Source organism: Flavobacteriales bacterium, from assembly GCA_016700415.1.
Taxonomy (GTDB): Bacteria; Bacteroidota; Bacteroidia; order Flavobacteriales_F; family PHOS-HE28; genus PHOS-HE28.
Window position 1 is genome coordinate 141,364 of sequence record CP065018.1, and the last position, 24,463, is coordinate 165,826.

General features: G+C 58.3%; 18 protein-coding genes. 11 read left to right on the top strand and 7 right to left on the bottom strand.

Features of this window, described 5'->3' with window-relative positions:
- Together IPP95_00640 and IPP95_00645 are read left to right on the top strand one after the other, a co-directional pair.
- Positions 1–2,277 (top strand): aconitate hydratase, encoded by a 2,277-nt coding sequence (locus IPP95_00640; protein QQS72777.1) that lies wholly within the window; start codon positions 1–3, stop codon positions 2,275–2,277.
- 150 nt (positions 2,278–2,427) lie between these two features.
- Entirely contained in the window at positions 2,428–3,204 is a 777-nt protein-coding gene (locus tag IPP95_00645) for a PorT family protein (protein ID QQS72778.1), read from the top strand.
- Between the two features lie 165 nt (positions 3,205–3,369).
- Here the strand turns inward: IPP95_00645 and IPP95_00650 are convergent, their stop codons facing one another.
- The gene (locus IPP95_00650) at positions 3,370–4,026 is read right to left on the bottom strand and encodes a PorT family protein (protein ID QQS72779.1); all 657 of its coding nucleotides are present in this window, start codon (positions 4,024–4,026) and stop codon (positions 3,370–3,372) included.
- 201 nt (positions 4,027–4,227) lie between these two features.
- Between IPP95_00650 and IPP95_00655 the strand changes: the two genes are divergently transcribed.
- The 3 genes from IPP95_00655 to lhgO all read left to right on the top strand — a co-directional run bounded on the left by IPP95_00655 (position 4,228) and on the right by lhgO (position 8,085).
- Complete coding sequence (locus IPP95_00655) at positions 4,228–5,394, top strand: OmpA family protein (GenBank protein QQS72780.1); 1,167 nt, start codon at positions 4,228–4,230, stop codon at positions 5,392–5,394.
- Between the two features lie 121 nt (positions 5,395–5,515).
- Positions 5,516–6,838: an MFS transporter gene (locus IPP95_00660; protein QQS72781.1), complete on the top strand. Its 1,323-nt coding sequence runs from the start codon at positions 5,516–5,518 to the stop codon at positions 6,836–6,838.
- Between the two features lie 14 nt (positions 6,839–6,852).
- Positions 6,853–8,085, top strand: coding sequence for an L-2-hydroxyglutarate oxidase (gene lhgO, locus IPP95_00665; protein QQS72782.1), 1,233 nt, complete (start codon positions 6,853–6,855; stop codon positions 8,083–8,085).
- Between the two features lie 105 nt (positions 8,086–8,190).
- Here the strand turns inward: lhgO and IPP95_00670 are convergent, their stop codons facing one another.
- Positions 8,191–8,736, bottom strand: a complete 546-nt coding sequence (locus IPP95_00670) for a hypothetical protein (GenBank protein ID QQS72783.1) — start codon at positions 8,734–8,736, stop codon at positions 8,191–8,193.
- A 97-nt stretch (positions 8,737–8,833) separates the two neighbouring features.
- Between IPP95_00670 and IPP95_00675 the strand changes: the two genes are divergently transcribed.
- On the top strand, positions 8,834–9,310 hold the full coding sequence (locus IPP95_00675) for a hypothetical protein (GenBank protein QQS72784.1): 477 nt from the start codon (positions 8,834–8,836) through the stop codon (positions 9,308–9,310).
- Positions 9,311–9,376: 66 nt separating this feature from the next.
- Here the strand turns inward: IPP95_00675 and purB are convergent, their stop codons facing one another.
- Entirely contained in the window at positions 9,377–10,732 is a 1,356-nt protein-coding gene (gene purB / locus IPP95_00680) for an adenylosuccinate lyase (protein ID QQS72785.1), read from the bottom strand.
- 99 nt (positions 10,733–10,831) lie between these two features.
- Here purB and IPP95_00685 point away from each other — a divergent pair, with 99 nt between their 5' ends.
- Both IPP95_00685 and IPP95_00690 read left to right on the top strand, forming a co-directional pair.
- Positions 10,832–11,392 carry a hypothetical protein gene (locus tag IPP95_00685; GenBank protein QQS72786.1) on the top strand — a complete coding sequence of 187 codons (561 nt, stop codon included), beginning with the start codon at positions 10,832–10,834 and terminating at the stop codon, positions 11,390–11,392.
- Between the two features lie 160 nt (positions 11,393–11,552).
- A complete protein-coding gene (locus IPP95_00690) occupies positions 11,553–13,790 on the top strand; it encodes a S46 family peptidase (GenBank protein ID QQS72787.1) in 2,238 nt (745 codons plus the stop codon).
- 163 nt (positions 13,791–13,953) lie between these two features.
- On the opposite strand, the gene IPP95_00695 is transcribed toward IPP95_00690, so the two are convergent.
- From IPP95_00695 to IPP95_00710, 4 genes are all read right to left on the bottom strand, one after another.
- Positions 13,954–14,319, bottom strand: coding sequence for a hypothetical protein (locus IPP95_00695; protein ID QQS72788.1), 366 nt, complete (start codon positions 14,317–14,319; stop codon positions 13,954–13,956).
- Between the two features lie 97 nt (positions 14,320–14,416).
- A complete protein-coding gene (gene yidC / locus IPP95_00700) occupies positions 14,417–16,315 on the bottom strand; it encodes a membrane protein insertase YidC (protein QQS72789.1) in 1,899 nt (632 codons plus the stop codon).
- Between the two features lie 127 nt (positions 16,316–16,442).
- Positions 16,443–18,083, bottom strand: a complete 1,641-nt coding sequence (locus IPP95_00705; protein ID QQS72790.1) for a CTP synthase — start codon at positions 18,081–18,083, stop codon at positions 16,443–16,445.
- Positions 18,084–18,260: 177 nt separating this feature from the next.
- A complete protein-coding gene (locus IPP95_00710; GenBank protein QQS72791.1) occupies positions 18,261–20,588 on the bottom strand; it encodes a carboxypeptidase-like regulatory domain-containing protein in 2,328 nt (775 codons plus the stop codon).
- A gap of 622 nt (positions 20,589–21,210) precedes the next feature.
- On the opposite strand from IPP95_00710, the gene IPP95_00715 reads away from it, so the two are divergent.
- From IPP95_00715 to IPP95_00725, 3 genes are all read left to right on the top strand, one after another.
- Entirely contained in the window at positions 21,211–21,648 is a 438-nt protein-coding gene (locus IPP95_00715) for a hypothetical protein (GenBank protein ID QQS72792.1), read from the top strand.
- Positions 21,649–22,169: 521 nt separating this feature from the next.
- The gene (locus IPP95_00720; protein ID QQS72793.1) at positions 22,170–22,940 is read left to right on the top strand and encodes a T9SS type A sorting domain-containing protein; all 771 of its coding nucleotides are present in this window, start codon (positions 22,170–22,172) and stop codon (positions 22,938–22,940) included.
- A gap of 55 nt (positions 22,941–22,995) precedes the next feature.
- Positions 22,996–24,225, top strand: a complete 1,230-nt coding sequence (locus IPP95_00725) for a hypothetical protein (GenBank protein QQS72794.1) — start codon at positions 22,996–22,998, stop codon at positions 24,223–24,225.
- Positions 24,226–24,463 lie beyond the last annotated feature (238 nt).

The following is a 24,463-nucleotide window of genomic DNA, read 5'->3' on the forward strand; positions in this document are numbered from 1 at the left end:
ATGGCCCACATCTTCGATATCGACATGATCAAGGCGGTTTATGACCGCTATCCCGAACGCATCGCCGCTGCCCGTAAGGCATTGGGCAAACCGCTCACCCTTACGGAGAAGATCCTCTACGCGCACCTCACCGAGGGAGCGGCGACCAAGGCGCTGAAACGGGGAGAGGATTATGTCGATTTCGCACCGGACCGCGTAGCCATGCAGGACGCCACCGCGCAGATGGCCCTGCTCCAGTTCAAGACCACCGGCCGAGCCCATGTGGCCGTACCCAGCACCGTACACTGTGACCACCTGATCCAAGCGCGTGTGGGCGCTGAGAAGGACCTCCAAGAAGCACTGTTGAAGGGCAATGAGGTATTCCAGTTTCTGGAAAGCATCAGCAACAAGTACGGCATCGGCTTCTGGCGTCCTGGCGCGGGCATCATCCACCAGGTGGTACTTGAGAACTATGCCTTCCCCGGTGGCATGATGATCGGCACGGACAGCCACACGCCAAACGGTGGCGGCCTTGGCATGCTGGCCATCGGCGTGGGCGGCGCGGACGCTTGCGACGTGATGAGCGGTCTGCCATGGGAGCTGAAGATGCCGAAGGTCATCGGCGTGAAGCTCACCGGCAAGCTCAGTGGTTGGGCATCGGCCAAGGACGTGATCCTCGTGGTTGCCGGCATCCTCACCGTGAAAGGAGGTACAGGTGCCATCGTGGAGTACTTCGGCCCCGGTGCCGAGAGCCTTAGCTGCACCGGAAAGGGCACTATCGGCAACATGGGCGCGGAGATCGGTGCCACCACCAGCACCTTCGGCTATGACGACAGCATGCGCCGCTACCTCAACGGCACCGGGCGCGAAGAACTCGTGAAACTGGCCAACAAAGTGGCCGAGCACCTCACCGGCGATCCCGAGGTCTATGCCGACCCGAAGAAGTACTTCGACCGTGTGATCGAGATCGACCTCGGCAAGCTGGAGCCGCATGTCAACGGACCGTTCACACCGGACCTCGCTTGGCCGATCAGCAAGTTCGCCGCGGCGGTGAAGGAGAACGGCTGGCCGGAGGAACTGGAGGTGGGCCTCATTGGTAGCTGCACCAATAGCAGCTACGAAGACCTCACACGCAGCGCTTCCATCGCGCAGCAGGCCGTGGACAAGAAACTCAAGACCAAGAGCGAATTCACCGTCACGCCCGGAAGTGAGCAGGTGCGCTTCACGGCGGAACGCGACGGGCTGCTGGACACCTTCGAGAAGATGGGGGGGCTCGTCCTTGCCAATGCCTGCGGTCCCTGCATCGGCCAATGGGCGCGGCACAATAAGCACCCGGAGAAGAAGAACTCCATCCTCACCTCCTACAACCGCAACTTTGCCAAACGCAACGACGGCAACGCGAATACCCACGCTTTCGTCGCCAGTCCGGAATTGGTAACGGCCATGGCCATCTCCGGCAGCCTGCTTTTCAACCCGCTCACAGATGAACTGGTGAACGAGGAAGGCAAGAAAGTGAAATTGGACGAGCCGAAAGGAATGGAAATGCCGCCCAAGGGCTTCGACGTGAAAGATCCCGGCTTCAAGGCCCCGGCCAAGGACGGCAGCAGCGTGGAAGTGGTCGTGAAATCCGATAGTGACCGCATCCAGCTATTGGAACCTTTCCCCGCCTGGGATGGCAAGAACATCACTGGCGCAGTGCTGCTGATCAAGGCGAAGGGCAAATGCACCACGGACCACATCAGCATGGCCGGACCATGGTTGCGCTACCGCGGGCACTTGGACAACATCAGCAACAACACCCTGATCGGGGCCATCAACGCCTTCAACGGCGAGGCCAACAAGGTGAAGAACCAGCTCACCGGCGAATACGGCGAGGTGCCCGCCACGCAGCGCACGTACAAAGCCGCTAAGCAACCCAGCGTAGTGGTGGCGGACCAGAACTACGGCGAGGGTTCCAGCCGCGAGCATGCGGCCATGCAACCGCGCCATCTGGGCGTGAGCGCTGTGATCGTGAAGAGCTTCGCGCGCATCCACGAGACCAACCTGAAGAAGCAGGGTCTGCTGGGCGTAACCTTCGATAAGGAAAGCGACTTCGACAAGGTGCAGGAGGACGACCGTATCGACTTCACCGACCTCATGGATTTCGCACCGGGCAAGCAATTGACCGTGGTGCTGAACCACAAGGATGGCTCGAAGGACACGATCAAGTGCAACCACACGTACAACGAAGCGCAGATCGGCTGGTTCAGGGCCGGCAGCGCACTGAACGAGATCAGGGCGGCGATGGCGAAGAAGTGATCCCAACATACGGACATGGAAGAAGCCCCGCTTGGTAGCGGGGTTTCCTCTTTTTAAATAGTGAAAGAAAGGGGCGGGCATCCCCCGAATTGGGGAGTTGTGGAAGTGGAGGCGGATGTCTACGTTTGGCAAAATTCCAACCATCCAACCATGAAGCGCGTTTGCACTGGACTCTTGCTCGGTTCCGCCCTCCTGTTCGCGAATACCCTCACTGCGCAGGTGAAATTCGGCATCAAGGTGGGGGGGAATTATCTGATCGCCTCCCAAAAGATCCAGCCGGAACCCAAGAACCCGCCGACCAGCCCCAAAGGGTTGGGTCTCATGTTCGGCGTTTACGGAGAAATTCCTTTTTCCGATCTGGTGGGTCTTCGCCCCGAACTGGGTTTCTCCTTCCGCCGGGGAAAGTCGGAGACCACCGACAATCAAACTCTGACCAACAATACTGAGGTGACGAACAACCAAGGGGCCTATACGGGGAGCAGGGACTACAAGCTGGAGGATGACCAACGCCTTTCCTATTTCCAGATCACTACGCCCTTGACCATTAAAGCTACTGAAGAGTTTCGCGTCATGCTCGGTCCATCGTTCAACTTTTTGATGGGAGGGAAGGACAACACGGATGAGACCACCGACTGGAAAGGTTCGGTCACGGGCCAGAACGCGCAAGGGCAAACGGTCACTCAGGCGATAGACCAGCAGGATTTCTTGACCACGAAGAAGAAAGGCAGTGCGGCCATCAAGGACTTCAAGAAATTCGATATCGCGGTGATGGCCGGGATCGGGTATACGCTGCCGGTGGGTTTTGATCTGGACCTGCGGTATTACAGGAGCCTCACCCCGACCTACGACCGTACCGAGAGCAATACCCGGGCCCGATTCTGGACTAACCTCGTGGAGTTCTCCATTGGGTGGACCTTCGGGAAATAAAGGCCGATCAACGGTAGGGTTGTTTGACGGGTCCGATCATCGGAAAGGGCGCTCTTGGGGCCGATGCTCCTCTCTGTAGCCGTATAAAACAGAAAGGCCATCCTCAGGGTGGCCTTTCCACAATCGTTTCCGGATCTATTCAGTTTTCATCAAGGGGGCGGTCGCTTACCGGCGGCGATGCCCACGGCGATGGCCACGGCCACCGTCAGACCATTTGAAATAGTACATCACGGAGATCTGTCCCACGGTATTGATGGATATGCTCGCGGACTCATCCGTTGACTTGCTGATGTTGGCCAACCCCAGATTATATCGGTACCCGACACCGATGCCGGTCCGATGGATGTAACCGAGGCCGACGAGGAAGCCGTAATCCGTGCCGCTGAAATTATCCTTGAGCTTCTTCTTTACCGGTTTCCCGTTTTCGGTAGCATCAACTTCGCTTTCACCATCGTATTTCGCGTTCATCAGCAATCCGAGATCGACCCCGGTCTCCAGATACAGGCCGAACCCGAAACGGTAACGGAAATAGAGGGGGACATCAATGTAATCCAGCGAGTAGGGCTTATCGACCACCGTGCTCCCTTTCTGGCTGTACAGCACATCGAGACCTATGCCGAAACGGCCTTCCCTGCCGAATCCGTAATGCAGGGTGGGGCCGACGTGGAAGCCCAGCTTGCTCTTGTTGTCCACGAAGTCCGTATTGACGATGTTCGCCATGTTCAGTCCAAGCTTACCCCCGAACTTGAAACCCTCTTGGGCCTTCAGGATCCCCGGGAGCACCAGTGCGGCGATCGCCAAGGTTTGTGTAAGGTTTTTCATGTGTGCTGATCTTTTGGTCCGATTTATGGTCCGAATGTAAAAATTGTACACTTCACCGACCAACTCCCGCCAGACGCTGTCCCGTGGCCCTTGCAAGCAGCGTTAATACCGCATCCCTCCTTCGGCATTCATGCACCTATGGCCCATATGGCTAAATTGCCGCCGAATCATTCATCCTTGCACCCTTCAACGTCCCCCCGCATGATCCACCGCCTCTCCTTGATCACCCTTGCCTTATCACTTGGCCTTGCTCTTTCCGCACAGGAAGTTCCGGACAGCCTGAACATGATCGCCAACGGTAGCTTCGAGGAAGTGGAAGGGAAGCTGCGGCGGCTGGGCGGGATCGAGGCGGCCACGGGGTGGGACAGTCCCACCGATGCGAAGGCGGACCTGTACAGCGAATCCGTGGATAGCGAATCACCGATCAAGGCACCCAAGAGCGCCAACGGTTTTCAAAGTGCGTTGAGCGGTGTGAACTACGCAGGTGTGCTCTGGTACAGCTACATGGACAAGGAGCCGCGTAGTTACTTGCAGGTGAAGTTCAAGAAGATGCTGAAGAAAGGGCAGAAGTACTGCATCAGCTACTATGTGAGCCTCAGCGACCTGAGCAAATACTCCAGTGATCATATCGGGGCGTACATGAGCCGCATCGCGGTACACAAGAAGGATGAGGCCAGCCTCACCTATGAGCCACAGGTCCCGGCCCTGATGACAAAGGTCTACGATGATGTGAACGGTTGGCAAGGCGTGTGCGGCGTATATGAAGCGAAAGGCGACGAGCAGTATCTCATCATCGGCAACTTCGCGCCAACGGAAAAAGTGAACACGGGGAAGGTCCGCCGCCAGCGCGGGGAAACACGCCCGCAGCGGCCTTTTGCCTACTACTTCATCGACGATGTGAGCGTGAAGCCCGTAAAGCGCCTCAGCGAATGTTCGTGTGAGCAGGTGGACAAGGACCAGAGCGAGTACATCTACGACCGCAAAGTCACCATCAATCCCAACCTGGCCCCTGTGGAACGCGTGGGCCGTAGCGTGATCTACTTCAAGCGCTACAACAAAGACATCGATCCCTCCATGACGGCGCTGGTGGACACCTTGGCCTCCGTGCTCAAGGCCGACCCGGCGATCAAGGTGAAGTTGACCGGCAATACCGATGTAAAGGAAGTGGACCGCGTGCGTATGCGCCCGGACCTGACCGAGCTCGGCAAGGAGCGCGCCGAGGCGGTGAAGAATTATCTGGTGGACGCCGGGATCGCGGCGGACCGCATCATCGTTGCGGGCGACAAGGGGGACAACCCCGCCGTGGAGGGTGATGACGAGGTTTCCACCAGCCAGAACCGCCGCGTAGAGGTGGATGTGGTGAAGTAGATCCGTGCCGGGCGATAAAGCTGCGAGGGTGCGAGGAGGCGATATCCCATTCCTTGCACCCTCGCCTTTTTTACCATTTGCACCGTTCTCGCCGTTTGCATCAGCAACTTACCTTGGCCCGATGCAGAAAGGGGATCCCCGCCTGATCCGGGCATGGACGATGTACGACTGGGCCAACTCGGCCTATTCGCTCACGATCACCTCCGCCATTTTTCCGATCTACTTCGCCGCCATCACCACGATCGGCGGAGAGGACCAGGTGCTGGCCACCTATGGCCTTCCGGCGGCATCACTGCAATCCTACACGCTCTCGTTGGGCTTCCTGATCGTGGCGTTGGTGGTACCCATCCTCTCCGGCATCGCCGATCACCGCGGCAACAAGAAAAACTACCTTAAGTTCTTCTGCTATCTCGGTTCCATCAGTTGTGCGGGCCTGTTCTTTCTCACCTATGATAACCTCTGGCCGGGCCTGCTCCTGTTCATGCTGGCCTGCATCGGCTTTTCAGGAAGCCTGATCTTCTACGATGCCTATCTCCCGGAGATCGCTGAACCGAAAGACCATGATCGCGTGAGCGCGCGCGGTTATGCGATGGGCTACGTCGGAAGCGTGATCCTGCTGGTGATCAACCTGCTGATGGTGATGAAACCGGACCTTTTTGGCATCCCCGACCGCGATGGCCTCCCGGCGCGGCTGTCGTTCCTTACGGTGGGGCTCTGGTGGGTCGGATGGGCCCAGATCACTTTTCGGAACCTTCCCGATGCACGCGCGCCTAAAGAGGACAAGGTGAACGTGTTCACCAACGGCTACAGGGAACTGCGTAAGGTATGGCAGCAGATGCTCGGCCTCAAGCGCCTCCGCCGTTTCCTCACCGCGTTCTTCGTCTTCAACATGGGGGTGCAAACGGTGATGTACCTCGCCGTCACATACGCCAAGCAGGAGATCAAGGACCCCGACGGCTCACCCATCGCTGACAGCGGATTGATCGTCAGCATCCTGGTGATACAGCTCGTAGCGGCCGTAGGGGCGTTGCTTTTCGTGAAACTGAGCAAGCGGTACGGGAATATCGTGGCCTTGATCATCGGCCTTGTGATCTGGATGGGCATTTGCTTGGCGGCCTGGCGCATCAATTGGACGAATGAGTTCTATGTATTGGCCGCATTCGTGGGGCTGGTGATGGGCGGCACCCAGGCGTTGTCACGAAGTACCTATGCCAAGCTGCTTCCGGAGACCGAGGACCATGCCTCATTCTTCTCCTTCTATGATGTGACCTTCTATCTCGCCACCGTTCTGGGCACCTTGGCCTTCGGCCTGGTGAATCAGATGACGGGCGACATCCGCAACACCATCATCGCCATCGGTTCCTTTTTCGTGGTCGGCTCGTTGCTGTTGCTGCGGGTCCCGAGGGAGGAACGCATTGCTCCGGCAGTGGACCCTGCACAGTAACTTCGCCGCCCTTCATGGAAACATCGTTGAGCGCCGAACCGTGGGACGTTGTGATCGTAGGAGGCGGCATCGTCGGTGCGGCCACCTTGTACAAGTTGCAAAAGCGCTTCCCGGCCAAGCGTATTCTCCTGTTGGAGAAGGAAGCGGTGCTGAGCGATCACCAGACCGGGCATAACAGCGGTGTGATCCACAGCGGCATCTACTACGTCCCCGGCAGTAAGAAGGCGATCACTTGTGCCAATGGGCGCAAGGAGCTTGTTGCTTTTGCGAAGGAACACGGAGTGAAGCACGATGTATGTGGAAAGATCATCGTGGCCATGGAGGCCGATGAACTGCCTCGCTTGGAAAAGATCCACCAACGCGGCATTGCCAACGGCATCGAGGACCTCAAGCTGATAACTGCTGAAGAGATCAAGGGGATCGAGCCGTACTGCACCGGCATCGCGGGCCTATGGGTGGGCTGCACCGGCATCATCGATTTTCGCGGGGCCACCAACAAGATGGCCGAACTGGCCTTGGCGGTCAATCCCGCCTCGAAAGTGCGCACTGGCGAAGAAGTGCTCGGCTCGGTGCCGGGCGAGGACACCAGCACCGTGCGCACGAACAAGGGCACCTACAAGGCCAAGTGCGTGATCTTCTGCGCCGGCCTGCAGAGCGATCGGCTTGCGCGTGCGGACGGTGTGCCCGTGAAAGAACAGATCGTGGGCTTCCGCGGGGATTATTACGAGCTGTCCGAGAAGGGCAGGCACAAGGTGAAGAACCTGATCTATCCCGTACCGGACCCGCGTTTCCCGTTCTTGGGCGTCCACTTCACGCGGATGACCGACGGCAGCACCGAGTGCGGACCGAACGCCGTGTTCACCTTCAAACGTGAAGGCTATGGCAAGACGGACTTCAGCCTGCGCGATACCTGGGACGCCCTTACCTACGGAGGCACCTGGAAACTTTTCTTCAAGAACATGTCCTACGGCATCGACGAGTACCGGCGGGCCTTCAGTAAGAAGCTTTTCCTGAAAACGCTGCGTCGCCTGATCCCGACCTTGGAGATGGACGACATTGAACCGGGCCGTGCAGGTGTTCGAGCAATGTTGCTAGGCGCCGACGGTGAAATGGTTGACGACTTCAGGATCGAACGGTGCGGCAACCACATCCACGTGCTCAACGCCCCCTCACCGGCGGCAACGGCCTGCTTGGCCATCGGTGAGCACATCGTGGAAATGGCGGAGGGGGAAGGGGTGTTGGGGTGACGGAGGAAAAGTTGAAAGAGGAAAGCTGAAGATCGAAACGGGGTACTTGACGACCACCGGTTTTTCAGCTTTCCAGTTTCAACTTTCAGCTTTAGCTAAACAACCTCACGAAGTCACCTTCCAATCATCGAGCAGCTCGGCCCAATCCCAGAGGCAGTACTGCATCAACTTATTGATGCGGCCGAGGATGATGGGGTTGGGGGCTTTCTGTTCGCGGAAGTAGGCGTCCTGATGACGGAACAGGTCGTACTTATGAAAGATCGCCTTGCTCATCGCGTACACCGTGTTCTTGCTCGGGTGGTTGATGCGCGACATGAAATGCTGCAAGGCGATGGTCTCTGTCTCCAGCTCGGCGGCGGAGGTGTCCATCAACGGGGCGAACTTCGAGTAGGCATGCTGGGCTAAGCGTTGATCCTGACCGGCAGGCATGTGCTTGGGGGCCTCCATCAAGTTGCCTGCGAAGAGGATCAGGGCGAAAAGCTCGTCATCACCGGGCCCGAACACGGGGCGGGTCACGAATTCGCCGGCTTCCTCCAGCTCGGCCACCACCATTGGGTAGCCCTCTTCCGTGAGGCGCAGTACGGCATTCACGAACACGTTCGCGAATTTGTCCTCACTGATCTTCTTCTTTCCGAAAATGGTTCCGATCATGGCTGCGCCGTTCACTGCGCGAACGTAGTGGATCCCTTAGGGGCGAAATCCCGGATCCTTGCGTATTTTCAACACCGTTATCCACGTGAACACGATCATGAAAGTCCTCATCCATCAATTTGCCGCCTATGACCTGTGGGCCAACACACGTATTGTCGAGCGTTTGCAACGCGAAAATGACAACATGTTTGGCCGCCATGTGAAGAGCAGTTTTCCCGCGCTGGGCCTGACGATCATGCATATCAGGGATGCGACCAACACGTGGATGGGAAGGATCTTCGGTGAGCCGGAGGAGGGGTTGGACGATAGCATCGGCTCATTGCTGAAGGTGAGCGTGGGGATGAACGACAAGGTGCAGGCGCTGGATGAAGAAGGACTTCACGAGATAATTCGCTATGCCAACACCAAATGCGAGAAGTTCGCCCAGCCCCGTTGGCAGTTGCTGATGCATTGCTTCAACCATTCAAGCTGTCATCGGGGTCAAGTGGTAACGATCATGCGCCAACTGGACATGACGGATATCCCGACCACGGATTTGATAGCCTACCAGCGTCTGCTGTTGGCAAGGACATGACGGAGTTGGATCAGTGATCGGTGAATGGTGGTCGGAGCCTCACGACTCACACGACTCCCGCCAGACTCAGGGAAACAGATCAACTCCCAAGTACGTACTTGGCGAAAGCCTACGCAAGCGGACTTTCACCCGCTCCTCCACATCCAGCGCTTCAATGAACTCGGCGATGTCGCTCTGGCCGATCTTCTCCTTGCCACGTGTCAGTTTTTTAAGCAGCTCGTAGGGTTCCGGATAGCCTTCGCGCCGCAGGATCGTCTGGATCCCTTCGGCCACCACGGCCCACTGTGCTTCAAGGTCGCGGGCGATCGCAGCCTCGTTCAGCAGGAGCTTGTCCAAACCCTGCATCACCGAGCTGATAGCGATCACCGTGTGGGCCATGGGCACGCCGATGTTGCGTGTCACGGTGCTGTCGGTGAGGTCGCGTTGCAGGCGGCTGATCGGCAGTTTTTCGCTGAGGTGCCCGAAGAGCGCGTTCGCCAGACCGAGGTTCCCTTCCGCGTTCTCGAAGTCGATCGGGTTCACCTTGTGCGGCATCGCGGAGGAACCCACTTCGCCGGCTTTCACGCGCTGGCGGAACCAGTCCATGCCGATGTATGCCCAGAGGTCGCGGCAGAGGTCTATCACGATCGTGTTGATCCGTCGCATCGCATCAAATAGCGCGGCCATGGAATCATAGTGCTCTATTTGCGTGGTGAAGCGCTGGCGTTGCAGTCCCAGCTTTTCCGCAGTGAACCGGTCTGCCAGCGCTACCCAGTCCAGTTCCGGGTAAGCGGCATGGTGGGCGTTGAAATTGCCAGTGGCCCCGCCGAACTTGCACGAGAAGGGAACTTCGCGTAGCAGGCGCAATTGATCGTCCAGGCGCTCGGTGAAGACTTCCAGTTCCTTGCCAAGGCGCGTGGGGGAAGCGGGCTGCCCGTGCGTGCGAGCGAGCATGGGTACTTGCGCCCATTGCAAAGCCAGCCCATGGATGCGGTCGCGCAGGGCGTTGATCGCTGGCAAGTAATGCTGCTCGGTGAAATCCTTCAGCAGCAGGGGCATCGCCGTGTTGTTGATGTCCTGAGAGGTGAGCCCGAAGTGGATGAACTCCTTGGCCGCACCGAAGCCGAGCGCGTCCAATTGTTCCTTGAGCCAGTATTCCACGGCCTTCACATCGTGGTTGGTGGTACGTTCGATGGCTTTCACGGCGCGGGCGTCCGGCTCGGTGAGCGCTGCAATGCGCTTGGCCAGATCGTCCAGCCCGGTGGGTCGGACATCCTTCAGCTCCGGCAGAGGGACCTCGCAGAGGAAGCGGAACCAGTGGAGTTCCACCAGAAGGCGGTAGCGGATCAGTGCCAGTTCAGAGAACCAGGCGGCCAAAGGCGCTGTGCGCGCACGATAGCGCCCGTCGATAGGGGAGATGGCTGTGAGCGGGTCAAGTTCCATGCCCGGCAAAAGTAGCCCGCGCACCCCAGCAGCAACGATCCCTCCCGGATCGGCACGGTCTTCGCCATGAACGGATGCAATTAACTTCGCGCCATGCAGATGCCTACATTGATATTCGCCGCTGCTCTCCTCGCCTTTACCGGCGGGTGCAAGAGCAAGGAAAAGATGCCCGACGCCTCAGCGAACGGCACGTCAATAGCAGAACAGGTGGAACCTGTGAAAGAGATGCCCCGGGATGAGGCGGAAGATGCGGTAAATCTGGCCCAATTGGAAGGGGATAGCGTCTTCTTTTCCATTGAGCGGACCCCTTGCTTCGGCACCTGCCCCACCTATAAGCTCACGATCCTGCAGGACGGCTCCGCGACCTATTTGGGCCGCCGTTTTGCTGCGCGCGAAGGACACTTCACGGGCCATGTGAACGCCGCGACGATGAACGCATTGAAAGCCGCCGCGGACTCGTTGGGCTTCTACAAGTTGGAGGACAAGTACGACCAGCCGGTGACGGACCTCCCAAGTGTGATCATCCGCGTACATGCGGACCAGCGTGATAAGCAGGTGATCGGCAGGGTGGGCTCACCGGAGGAATTCAAGGCGCTGACCAAGCGGGCGGAAGCATTGCTGGCCGACGTGGAGTGGACCAAGGTCGGTGACCTGCGTTGACAACGGGCGGTATTTACCGTTCCATTCGCCGTCCATCACGGCAAAAGGCCGCTTTTCCATGGGCCGTCATGAACTTGGCCGTAAACGTTAAATTCGCGGCCCCGGAGCTGTTCGCGGCTGCGGCCGTCCAATTTCTTAAAACGATCCCAGACCGACCGATATGAAGAAGATCATTTCCTTGCTCCTCGTAGCCGTGCTTACGATGGGCAGCGCCTTTGCCGGAGAAGGCATGTGGCTGCTGAACAAGCTGAAACAGGTTAACGAGGCGCAGATGCGCAAGCTGGGCTTCAAGCTCACTGCGGAGGAAATCTACAGCCTGAACCAAGCGAGCATGAAGGACGCGGTAGCGCGGCTCGGCGGAGGTTTTTGCACCGGCGAGGTCGTGAGCGCCGACGGACTGATGCTCACCAACCACCACTGCGGCTTCGATGCCATCCAGAAGATCAGCAGCGTGGAGCATGATTATCTCACCGACGGCTTTTGGGCGATGACCCGCGACCAGGAAAGCCCGGCGGCTTTCGAGGTCAGTTTTCTGCAATACATCACCGATGTCACGGACACGGTGATGAGCCAGCTCAGCGCCGACATGACCGAGGCCCAGCGCGATTCGGTGCTCGGAGTGGTCGGCCAGGCGTTGGAGTCCAATGCCACGGAAGGTAAGCCGCACCTCCTGGCCGATTTCAAAGTCATGTTCGAGGGCAACGAATTCTACCTCTTCGTCTACAAGAGCTACCCGGACGTCCGGCTCGTTGGCGCCCCGCCCAGTGCCATCGGCAAGTTCGGCGGTGACACCGACAACTGGGAGTGGCCCCGCCACACCGGCGACTTCAGCATGTTCCGCATTTACACCGGCCCGGACGGCGAACCCGCCAATTACTCCACGGAGAACATCCCCTTCAAACCCAAGTGGCACTTCCCTGTGAGCTTGGACGGCGTGAAGAAAGGCGATTTCAGCATGATCATGGGCTTCCCCGGAAGCACGGACCGTTTTCTCAACAGCGACGGCGTGAAGTTGGCCCTGGACGTGGAGCAGCCCGCCCGCGTGAAAGTGCGTGGCGAGAAGCTCGATGTGATGAAGGAGCACATGAACGCCAGCCCGGAAGTGCGCATCAAGTATGCCAGTAAGCATGCGCAGATCGCCAACTATTGGAAGTACTTCATCGGCCAGCAGAAGGGTCTGAAGCGCCAGCATGTCTTTGACAGGAAGAAGGAGCAGGAGGAAGCCTTGATGGCCTGGGTGAACAGCGACCCCGTCCACCAGGACAAGTATGGCGACGTGGCCAAGGATCTTTCGGAAGGCTACGCCCAACGCGCCAAGTTCGAAAAGTCCAGCACCTACATGCAGGAGGGGGCTTTCGGTTGCGAGGCCGTGATCTCGGGTTTCCGCCTCTATGGCTTGAAGATGCAACTGGAAAAGGATCCGAAGGCCACGGACAAGATCACAGCGATGTCCGCCCAGGCGAAAGCCTCCGTGCGCAAGATGTGGAAGGACTATGACCCTGCCACGGACCAGGACATCACCGCAGCGATGTTCAAGATGATCCATGAGGACGTTGACCCGGCGCAGCAGCCGGACATCATTGCCGTGGTCACCAAGAAATACAAGGGTGATTTCACCAAGTGGGCCGCGGACATGTTCAAGACCAGCATCCTGACGGACAGCACCCGCATGATGAAGTTCCTGGACAACCCGAAGGCAAAAACCTTGCAGAAAGACATGGGCATGCAGACGATGCTGAGCTGCCTGAGCCTGTACCGTGGCGTGCTCGCTCCGGGCATCCAGGACGCACAGGTGGAGATCGATCGGGGCTACCGTTTGATGGTGGCCGCCATGCGGGAGAAGGACCCCGAGCAGATGTGGTATCCCAATGCCAACAGCTCTGAGCGCCTCACATACGGCCAAGTGAACGACTATTCCCCGGCGGACGCCAAGCAATACAGTTTGTCCACGACGCACGTCGGCATTCTGGAGAAGGAGGACAACACGGACGAGGAATTCGTGGTGCCGAAGCGCGAGCACGAGATGCTCGTCGGCAAGGATTTCGGCCGCTACGCGAATGTGGACGGCAACCTGCCCATCTGCTTCATCAGTGAGAACGACATCACCGGCGGCAACAGCGGCAGCCCGGTGATCAACGGCAACGGCGAGCTCATCGGCATCGCCTTCGATGGCAATTGGGAGGCGATGAGCGGCGACATCTCCTACGAGCCTGAGCTGCAGCGCACCATCAGCGTGGACATCCGCTACGTGTTGTGGGTGATCGACAAGTACGCCGGTGCGAAGCATATAGTGGACGAGATGACCTTGGTGTCAGCGCCCAAAGTCGTGGAACCTGTTCCTGCACCCACACCAGTGGTCGCTCCTCCCGCCAAGAAACCCGCAGGTGCCAAGAAATAAGCATTTCAGGAACTGTAATGCGAAAAGGTCGCCCCGTCCGGGGCGGCCTTTCGCATTTGGTCCAGTTGTGCATTAGTCCGCTCAGCGGTCCCCCGCAGGGAACCCTGAGCAACAGCAGCGAACCCCCGACCCCTTCTTTTGGAAGGGGGAGGAGACCGCAAGCTCACTTCGGCCGCATCATGAGGTCGAAGCGGAACTGCTTCACGCCTTTGGGGATCACCGGGGCGCGCCTTCCCAGGTCCTTGTAGCCGTCCTCGCGCTCAATGCGCAGCTCGAACGGGATATGCGCAGGGATGAACATGGCATACTGGCCATCGCTGTTCACGGAGGAGATGGACCGGCGGTCGCCTTCCAGATCGTAGTAGGCCACAAGGCAATCGTACACAGGCTTTCCGGTGAGGCTGTCGGTCACCGTGCCGAACACCTGCACGCGGTCCGCGGAACTGTCCGGCGGAACATCAAGCTGCGGCTTCTGGGCTTGAAGACCACAAGTAAGGAAGAGGAACAGGGCGATGTGCCAAGCGCGCATGGGGGCATTTCAACGCATGGGGAAGACCGATGGTTCCGACGGTCCGCGTAGAATGTGAGCGGTCGTTCGTACCGCGCTTTCGCAGTCCTGAAGTATCCTACCGTCGCTTTTTCGCCGTCTGCTGCTGCTTCTGGATCTCCTCCATGCGCTGCTGCCACTTGCTCTTCTTGCGGGGCTTCTTCATGTTGGCCAGCAGTTGTTCACGCAGCTTATCCTCGTCCAGGAACCACTTGGTGATCACCGTCATCTGGAGGATGCTGATCACGTTGGCGAGGAAGTAGTAATAGCTCAGGCCGGCGGGGAGCGAGTTCATGAAGAAGAGCATCATCACCGGGAACATGTACATCATCACCTTCATGTTCGGCATGCCCTGCTGTTGGGGCATCTGCTTGCTGTTCACGAGGGTGTAGATAATGGTGCTGGCGGCCATCAGCAGGGTGAAAAGGCTCACATGGCTGCCATAGGCGGGGATGTTGAACGGCAGCGTTAGGATGCTGTCATAGCTGCTGAGATCGTCCGCCCAGAGGAAGGACTGTTGCCGCAGCTCGATGCTGCTGGGGAAGAAGCGGAACATGGCATAGAGCACTGGCATCTGCAGCAGCATGGGCACGCAACCGGCCACGGGGCTCACGCCGGCCTTGCGGTAGAGGTCCATGGTGGCCTGCTGCTTCTTCATCGCGTCGTCCGAGCCGAACTTGGCGGTGATGGCGGCGATCTCCGGTTTCAGCGCACGCATGCGGATACTGCTCTTCTGGTTGCGATAGGCGATGGGCAGCAGCAGCATTTTGATCACCACGGTGAGCACAAGGATGATGATGCCGTAGCTGAGGTTGAACTGGCTGAGGAAGTTGAAGATCGGGATCACCAGGAAGCGGTTCATCCAGCCGAAGATGCCCCAGCCCAGGTCGATGACGCGGCTGAAATCGGGGATACCCGTTTGGCGCAGGGTATTGTACTGGTTCGGGCCGAGGTACATCTGCATGGCCAGGATGGCGTGCTCGCTGGGTTCCTGCCCGAAGAACAGCTTGGCGTCGTATCTTTTGGAATAGAGCGTGTCATCGGGGAGCGTGGTGATGGAGATCTCCGATCCGTTACTGGTGAAGCCGTCCTTCTTCACCATGGCCACGGTGAAGAAGTCCTGCTTGAAGGCCACCCAGTTCGTCTTGGCCTCAAGCTTCTTGGAGTCGTCCTTGCTTTCGCTCAGGTAGTCCCGGTCGCTGTTTAGGTATTTGTAGTAGACGGTGGAATGCTGCTCCTCGGTGGGGCGGTGTTTCTCATTGTGGAAACCGGTGAGGTTCCAGTGGAACATCACGTTCCTCGGGTCGATCTCCGGTAGCCCCACCAGCTCGGCGGTGGTGTTCATGAACCAGGTGCCGCTGTCCAACTGGTAGGTGATCTGGAGATATTTCGAGGGGTCCGTGGTGGAGGCTCTTAGTCGTACGCCCGTGGTGCCGAGCTTCTCAGCGGTGAAATTCATGTCCTTCGTGCTCAGCTTGCGGTTGCCGAGGAAGAAGTTGTACTCGTATGCGCCGCTGTCGGGCACGGAAAGCAGCAGTGGGTTGTGCTCGTGATAGGTTTTGTATGCCTTCAGTCGGATCACATTGGGCCGGGCCCCGAAGGTGTTGATGGCGACCTGCAGGTGCTCGTTGGCGATCGTCACCACCTCGTTGTGCCCGCTGGCGGCGGGGCCGAAGATGCCCAAGCGCTCATGCTGCTTGGCGGCGAGGAGGCTGTCGGCATTGACGCTGTCCGCGACCAGGCCGGTATCCATCGTAGCATCCGCCGTGGCCACGGTCGTGGCGTTCTTCACCTGTTGCTGCTGGTCGGCCAGAGCGGAATCGGCATGGTCCGCCTGCTTTTTGATGGCCACTTCGGCAATGCTGTCCTGCTCATGCTGCATCCGGGCGCGTTCCTCCGCGCTGGGCATGGTGAGGTATTGATAGCCAAAGAGGATGGCTATGATGAGGAGGATGCCGATGATCGAATTGCGGTCCATACTGATCCGTGGTCGCTGTGGTGGGAACGTGGAAAGGCCGCGAAGATAACCGCTTGGGTCCGGGTAAACGCGCCCTTTTCGCCCCGCAAGTGCCAAGAGGTCGGAACGGCCGTGCTATCGGAGCGGCTCAGACCTTGGTCTTTTCGCGTTTCGCGACCACGGCATGCTGCGCCAAAGCCTCCCTCACAAAGCGTGTGAAGAGGGGATGGGGCCGGGCCACGGTGCTCTTGTATTCCGGATGGTATTGCACGCCCACGAACCACGGGTGGTCCTTCAGTTCCACCACTTCCACCAGCTTGGTCTGGGGATTCACGCCGGCGGCGATCATGCCGGCCTTCTTGAACTCCTCGGTGTAGGCGTTATTGAACTCGTACCGGTGACGATGGCGCTCCTTGATGCTGGTCTTCCCGTAGGCCTGTGCGCTGAGGCTTCCTTCGGTGAGCTTACAAGGATAGGCGCCCAGACGCATGGTCCCGCCCTTGTCCACTTTGGCTTTCTGTTCCTCCATCATGGCGATCACCGGCCACTTGGTTTCGGGGTCCATCTCGGTGCTATTGGCTTCCGCATGGCCCAGCACGTTGCGGGCGAACTCGATCACCGCGCACTGCATGCCCAAGCAGATCCCGAGGAAGGGGACTTTGTTTTCCCGCGCATAGCGGATCGCATCGATCTTTCCTTCGATCCCCCGGTTACCGAAGCCGGGTGCCACCAGGATCGCGTCGAGGCCGCCGAGGTGTTTGGCCACGTTCTTCGGCGTCAGCTTTTCGCTGTGGACCCAACGGATGTCCACCTTGGTCTCGTTGGCCGCACCGGCATGGTCCAAGGCCTCCTTGATGCTCTTGTAGGCATCGCGTAACTCCACGTATTTGCCTACCAGGCCGATCTCCACAGTGTGCTTTGGTTCCTTGTGCCGCCGCAGGAATTCGCGCCATTGGGTGAGGTCCGCCTCCGGGTAGTTGGCGATGCCGAGCTTCTCCAGCACCACCTCGTCCAGTTGTTCCTGCTGCATCAGCAAGGGAACGTCGTAGATCGTCTCCGCGTCGGCACTTTCGATCACTGCCTTGGGGTCCACGTTGCAGAACAGGGCGATCTTCTCCTTCATGCCCTTGATCATCGGGTGCTCCGTGCGGCACACGAGGATGTCCGGCTGCACGCCGAGGCTGAGAAGCTCCTTCACGCTGTGCTGTGTGGGCTTGGTCTTCAACTCGCCCGTGGTGCTGAGGTAGGGGAGCAGTGTGAGGTGGATCGACAAGGCATCGCGGCCCTTTTCCCACTTCAGTTGGCGGATGGCCTCGACGTAGGGCAGGCTCTCGATGTCGCCCACGGTGCCGCCGACCTCGGTGATCACAAAATCGTAGATGCCCTTCCGTCCTAAGAGCTGGATGTTCCGCTTGATCTCGTCGGTGATGTGCGGGATCACCTGAACGGTCTTGCCGAGGTATTCGCCCCGGCGCTCCTTGTTGATCACGTTCTGGTAGACCCGGCCCGTGGTGATGTTGTTGGCCTGGCTGGTGGGCGTGTCCAGGAAGCGCTCGTAGTGCCCCAGGTCCAGATCGGTCTCGGCGCCGTCCTCGGTCACGTAGCATTCCCCGTGCTCGTACGGGTTCAACGTGCCGGGGTCGACGTTGATGTACGGGTCCAGCTTCTGGATGGTCACCGTGAAGCCGCGCGCCTGCAGCAGTTTGGCCAAGGAGGCGCTGACAATGCCCTTGCCCAAGCTGGAGGTGACCCCTCCGGTAACGAAAATGTACTTTGTGGAACCCGTCATCACTTGTTGATCCCGCCCTGAATGGGGATGGTGATCACGGGGTGTAAAGCTAATCCGATGTTCGGAACCAAGAGGGAGAAAGCTGAAAGATGAAACAGGAAAGCTGAAAAGATCGGTCGCCGAGCGCCCTGTTTCACTTTCAACTTTCCAGTTTCAGCTTTCCTGTTTCATCTTTTGCTAAAACGTGTACGAGAACCCCAAGCTCGGCAGCACCGGCAACTGGTACACCTCCTTGCTGGTCACGCGGTCACGATAGAAGATATTGTCGCGGTCGTAGGCATTGGTGACGCTGAGGTCCAACTGGACGACTTGGTGCTCGTCGAGCTTCCAGATCTTGGTGATGCCGACGTCCAGCCGGTGGTAGTCCGTGAGGCGTCCGCCGTTGAGCGGGCCGTAGATCACCGTGAGGTCACCGTTGGTGTTGTTGATATCGCTGTTGACGCCGTCGCTGAAGGGCAGCCTTTCGTAGAAGCCCTGGTTCTGGGTGAAGGGGAAGCCGGAGCCGTAGTTCCAGCGGGCGCTGGCCTTCCAGCTGTCGTGCTTCCCGAAGGTGTAGCTGGCCACGAGGTTCACGTTGTTGCGGCGGTCCCAGATCGGACTGTAGGTCTGCGTACCGTCGAAGCGGTCCACGAAATTGAGCGAGTAGACCACCCAGAGGTAGAGGCCCTTGTTCTCGTACTTCAGCAGCATGTCCGCCCCGTAGGCACTGCCGGTCTCCACCACGAAGTCCTTCTTCAGCTCGTCGGGCTGGTTGATGAATTCCGGCGTGTCGTTGTAAAGCTTTTCGCGGTTCAGGTTGGTCACTTGGCGGAAGTCCTTGTAGTAGCCTTCGATGTTGATGCTGGTCTTGGGGGTGAGGTCGTACTCGAAGCCGCCCACGAGGTGGTTGGCGCGCTGCAGCGGGTCCTTGATGTCACGCGTGTTCCCGTTGGAGGTGGTGATGGTGGAGGGGATGTCGTCAGGCGCGGTGATGAAGCCGTAGAAGAGGTTCACCACATCGCGGTCGTTGTTGGTGGCGATGAGGTTCTGGCTGTAGATGCCGGCGGCGCCTTTGATGCGGAAGCGGTCGCTCACGTTCCACTTGAAGCCAAGACGGGGTTCGGGGTTCAGCACGGCCAAAGTGGCGTAATACTGGAGGCGGACACCGGGGTTCAGCACCCATTTGCCGATGCGCAGTTTGTAGTTGATGTAGCCGGCCAGCTCGGTGCTCACCTTCTGCTGGCCCAGCTCGTAGCCGAGCGAATTGTAAAAGCTGAGGTCCGTCTTCACGCCGGTGACGTTGATGCCGTACTGCACCTCGTTGTTGCCCATGAAGTATTTGAAGTTCAGCCCGGCGGTGAAATTGTTGATGCTGCTGGTGCGGGGCTGGAGATCGCCTTCCAAAAGTTCGATCTTGTAGTTGCTCAGCGCGAATACGCCCTCGATCAGTACGGCGCTGCCCGAGGGGACCAGCACGAAGTTGGTGCCCGCGCCCCAATTCTTCCAGGCCAGGTCACTGATGCCCCTGTACTGGGCACCGTCGGTGAAGTTGAAGCCGAAGAAGTTGACCTTGCTGCCGTTGGCGGCGTTTATTGAGATCTTGCCATAGAGGTCGGTGAACTTGAAGGGCAGCCCTGCGGAGTCCACATAGGTGTAGAGGCTCTTACTGCTCTGGTCCAGATAGCTGTGCTTGAAATTGAGCAGGAAGGAACTGCTCCCCTTGCCCGGCGCGCTCTGCTTCTTCAGCGGTCCTTCCAGCAGGGCCTTGGCCGCGAAGGTGCTGGCGGCCACTTTGCCGCTGAGGCGGGTCTTGTTGCCGTCGCGGGTGGTGATGTCCATCACGCTGCTGATGCGCCCGCCGTACTCCGCGTTGAAGCCGCCGGTGAGGATGTCCGCATTGCGGATGATGTCGTTGTCGAACACGCTGAAGAGGCCGATGCTGTGGAAGGGATTGTACAGGGTCATGCCGTCCAGCAGCACCTCGTTCTGCACGGGGGATCCCCCGCGGATGTAGAGTTGCCCGCCCTGGTCCCCGGTGAACACCACGCCCGGCACCACCTGCATGTATTGCGCAAGGTCCGCCTGTCCGCCGATCGCCGGTAAGCGCTCGATCTGCTTCGGGGTCAGCTTGGTGACGCCCACGCGCACATTGTTCTGCGCCTTCTGCTTCTCCGCCGTCACCACCACGGTCTTCATCTCGATGCTGCCTTTTTTCAGGTACAGCTGTTCGGTCTGGATCAGATCCGCCTTGATGTCCACCTCCTTGCTTACCGTGTCGTAGCCCAAATAGACCACCTGCAACGTGAAATGCCCCGGAGGCACCTTGCTGATGGAGAAGTAGCCGTTCACGTCCGTTTGCGCACCATGGTCCGTGGCACCGCGCAGCGAGACCGGCGTGAAGATCGACGGTTCACCGGTGGCCTCATCGTACACGAAACCGCGCACGGTACCGGTCTGGGCGAGGGAAAAGAGGGGAAAGGCCAGCGTGCAGAGCAGCGCCAAGCGGTGGATCAGGTTTCGGGTCATCGATGAAGGCTTCCTTGCAGGGGGCGCTAAAGTAGGTGACGGGCGCGGGCAGGCCAGCGGCGAACTTGGGGAACGGTGGGAAGGCTGCGGGCATTGGAACGCTGATAACACAGAAAGGGCAGATGGTCACGGGTCGTGTGTCTCAGATAGCTGGATCGAGATTATTGGATCTCGCCCAAAACAGGCGCTCGCGTTTTTTCGCGAGTGCGTGGGTTGCTGAAGACCTTCGGCATCCTCCGGCCATTCTCACAAGGAGTCAGGCACAAAGGATTAAAAGTAGGCAAAACATAGGGACTCCCGTGAACTGTTTTTTACTAAGCTTCACTCCCGAAATGGAACGATCCGCCACACATTCGCGCGTAGGGATGTCCGCTTCGGGGCCGATACGTATCGGACCGAACAGTTCATCAGCGTGGGTGCCGAGCGAAGTCGAGGTGCATCAACCCGTCAACCCGTCAACCCGTCAACCCGTCTTCTAAAGTTACCGTCAGCAGCTTCACCGCCACCTCCCGTCAAGGGCGTTTCCCAACGCGGCATAGTGCAGATCCCCCTTGCCATGTTGCGCGGTGGCCTCTTAGCACTGTTTCTGGTCTGCCCGCTTTGGGCTTACCTTCGGGTTTCCATGGAAACTGTGGAGTCCCGGTCCATACTGGCCTACGTGCGATCGGCTCCCGGCATGGGTTTGGAAAAGCACAGCCTCGGATGGAGCGCTGTTGCAGGAACCAACCTACGCTGCGAGCAGGATACCACGAAAACATCCCGTGCGGAACAGGTGGGCAGCTACCAACACCCCGACCCGGAAGTGTATAGGGAAATACTGTGGCAGATGAAGATGGATCGCCAGCGCCAAGCGACAACGCTGGAAGGATGCGCAAGCCAACTGCATGAACTTCAACAGCGTGTGGATTTCCTGGAATTGTACGTGGACGAGCTGCGGAAGCACATTGCTTACGAACTTCCCATCTCACATGAGGCTCCTAAACTCACACCTGCACAAGCGCAATACCTGCGGGAATTGATCCAGAGACCAGTGCCGACCCCATCAACAGAAGAAAAATGAAAAAGCCCCCGGTGCGCTAACACCGAGGGCCGTGTCACGAGGGCTGAGGCCCTCGAAGCCCATGTCCCACCTAAACTGCGAAGTAAAATGAAACGGAGCTGAGCAAAGGTAAGGCGAAGGTTGAAGCACAGTAAGCCGCGCCTAAGTGGATACCGGACCCACATGCCCCCAAGCTGCCGCGAGTTGGGAGAGCATAGAAAGGAGCGGCATTTTTGGACTGGGACGATGCTCTCGGCCAAACATGAACAAACGAGTAGAAGAATAAGACCATGCTTCCCTGTGGCAGACAATACCGAAAACTGGTCGCGATGCTTGCGCTGACGTGCCTTGGAGCAAGTCAACCGGCATTCTGCCAGAATTGGGTGCCCAATCCGGGGTTTGAGGAGACGGATTCCTGCATAAACGGGATCGGCCTTTTACCTCTAGGAACAGGGCCGACCAGCTGGTTCAGGGCCAATCTCACCTTCGACCATTTGCAAAACTGCCTGCCTTACGGTGCTGTGAACGGCCTGCCTTTGAACATGTTCACTTTTCAAGAACCATACGAGGGTAATTCGTGCATTGGATTAGGGACGTACATTGACACCGGAAGTGAAGAGCAACGTGAATGGATCATGGTGCCCTTGTTGGAAACCTTGGTGCCGGGCCAGACCTATTACTGCAGTTTTCGTGCGAACGCCGGTTTTGGCGGGAATTTGCTCCATCCGACAATCTGGGTGGCCAGTAATCATGTGGGGATGCTTTTCACCACTTATGCCCGGCACTGGAATGGAGGCGACCCCTATCCTGCTGCTTTGAACAGGGCTGACATCCAATACCCCCAGATCCTTTCCGATACGGTGGACTGGACTTTGGTAAGCGGAAGTTTTGCGGCGGACAGTGCATACACCTGCCTGATGATCGGGAACTTCTTCAGCAATGGCCAAACGGATACCATTCGCTTCGCGGACTCATCTAATGTGGAGCAGTGGTACAACAACGGTTATACCTTGATCGATGCGGTCTGCGTTTCTCCCGTGCCAAATGGATGTGAACTGGAGCAAGGGGTTGCTGAAACGGCGAATTCGACGCCCTACGTGTTTCCCAATCCGGCGACCGATGACTTGTTCATCGGGCATGCAGCCGGGCAGGAGGCCACGGTGTCGGACATGCTGGGGCGCCGGATCTGGCAAGGGAAGGTGAACGGTGATCGCTATGCGTTGTTGGTGGCGGATTGGGCGCGAGGCCCTTATGTGTTACAGGTAAGCGGAGCAGGTAGACTGCAATTCGTGAAGTTCATGTTGACCGAATAAATAGCATCGTTCCGGTTCTTTTCGGTGAAAACAAAAACCAAAGAACATGAAAACGATGAAGAACATACGGCATCTGTTGATCGCCGCGACCATCATGGTGTCAGGGGAGGCGTTCGCACAAGCGGATGTCACTAATCACGGAGGAGGTTTTGGTTACTACTTGGGCTGGAATGCCAACGCGCTCCAGAACTTGGAGATCCGTCACGACGGGGACTTTCCGATACAGTTCTGGACCAGCGGAGATTTCCGTGGGTTGATCAACGAGAAGGTAACCTACGGGAGCCTCAACGGCTTCCCGAACATCCCTGCCGACGGCTTCAACCTGATCACGCCGAATGATGGTTTCCTGCATCAGGCGTCCAAAGGCCCGTTCAGCCGGCTGCACTTGGCCGAGGGGGGCGAGGATCTCAACGCGCAGGAATGGGGCTACCGGCCTTGGCAGCGCAACGGCATCACCTTCACGGGGAATGGTGACCAAGGCTACATCGGCCACAAATACAAGGACAAGGATGTAACGGACATGGTGATCCAGTGGAGCGACAACCCGGGAACATGGAAGGGAGACCGTATGCGCTTCCTCTTTACTTCCGGTTACAACCCAAGTGCCACCACGGGGATGAATTCCGCAGAAGGGTTAGAGGGCATGCGGCTATTCCCCTCAGAACATGACGAGATTTTTGTAGGCGTGGGGGATTTCTACGCTGGTGGAGACGATCCCACGGAGCGCTTGGATGTGCGCACGGGCCGGGTGCGCATTCGGAAGTTGCCCACGGATCCGGAGGCTGCCACGTTGGACCAGTACATGGTGGTGGACAATACAGGAGTGGTGAAGTGGAGGCATTTGCCAAGTGTTTCAAGTTGCAGTTCGGGCTGGTCGCTGCAAGGGAACAATGCGGTTACCGCGTTCAATGGCAATCCATGCCCGCCACAGGATGCGAACTATGTGGGTATGGGTACACCTTTATCCGGATTTACCTTACCGGTAAACTCGCCACCATCCTTCTACACCACCAAGGTAAACGTGCTGAACAATAACTTCAATACCGGGATGCTCTCAAAAACCACCCGGTCAACAACGGGAGAGAACTTTGGAGTGATGACCGATGTTACGGGCAGCAGCTACCTGAACGCCGGTATTGAGGTGAACGTTCACGGCTATTCGCCCTATACGCGGGGCATTCGGGTAAAGGGTACCTCGAAGAACCTCGAACCGATGGCACAAGCGCTTATCGTTCGTGACAGCCAAGGCGCGACGAAAGGAAGTTACCCGAAGGTAACTGACTGAGGAGCAACGCAGGATGGCCGAACGAGAACGCTTGCCCGAAGGGGCGACGCGCAGCATCGCTGACACGGGAGCGAGGTTCTTCGAGGTACCCTAAAGACCAACGGTGCGTACACTAGCGCATATGCAGGAGCTTTCCTAGCCTATGACAATGCCGATCACACAATAGGCGCGGAGGGCATTTCCTATGGCGGAACCCTCGAAAGCATCGGGTTGTGGGGCGAAACTTCAGGCACGGCAG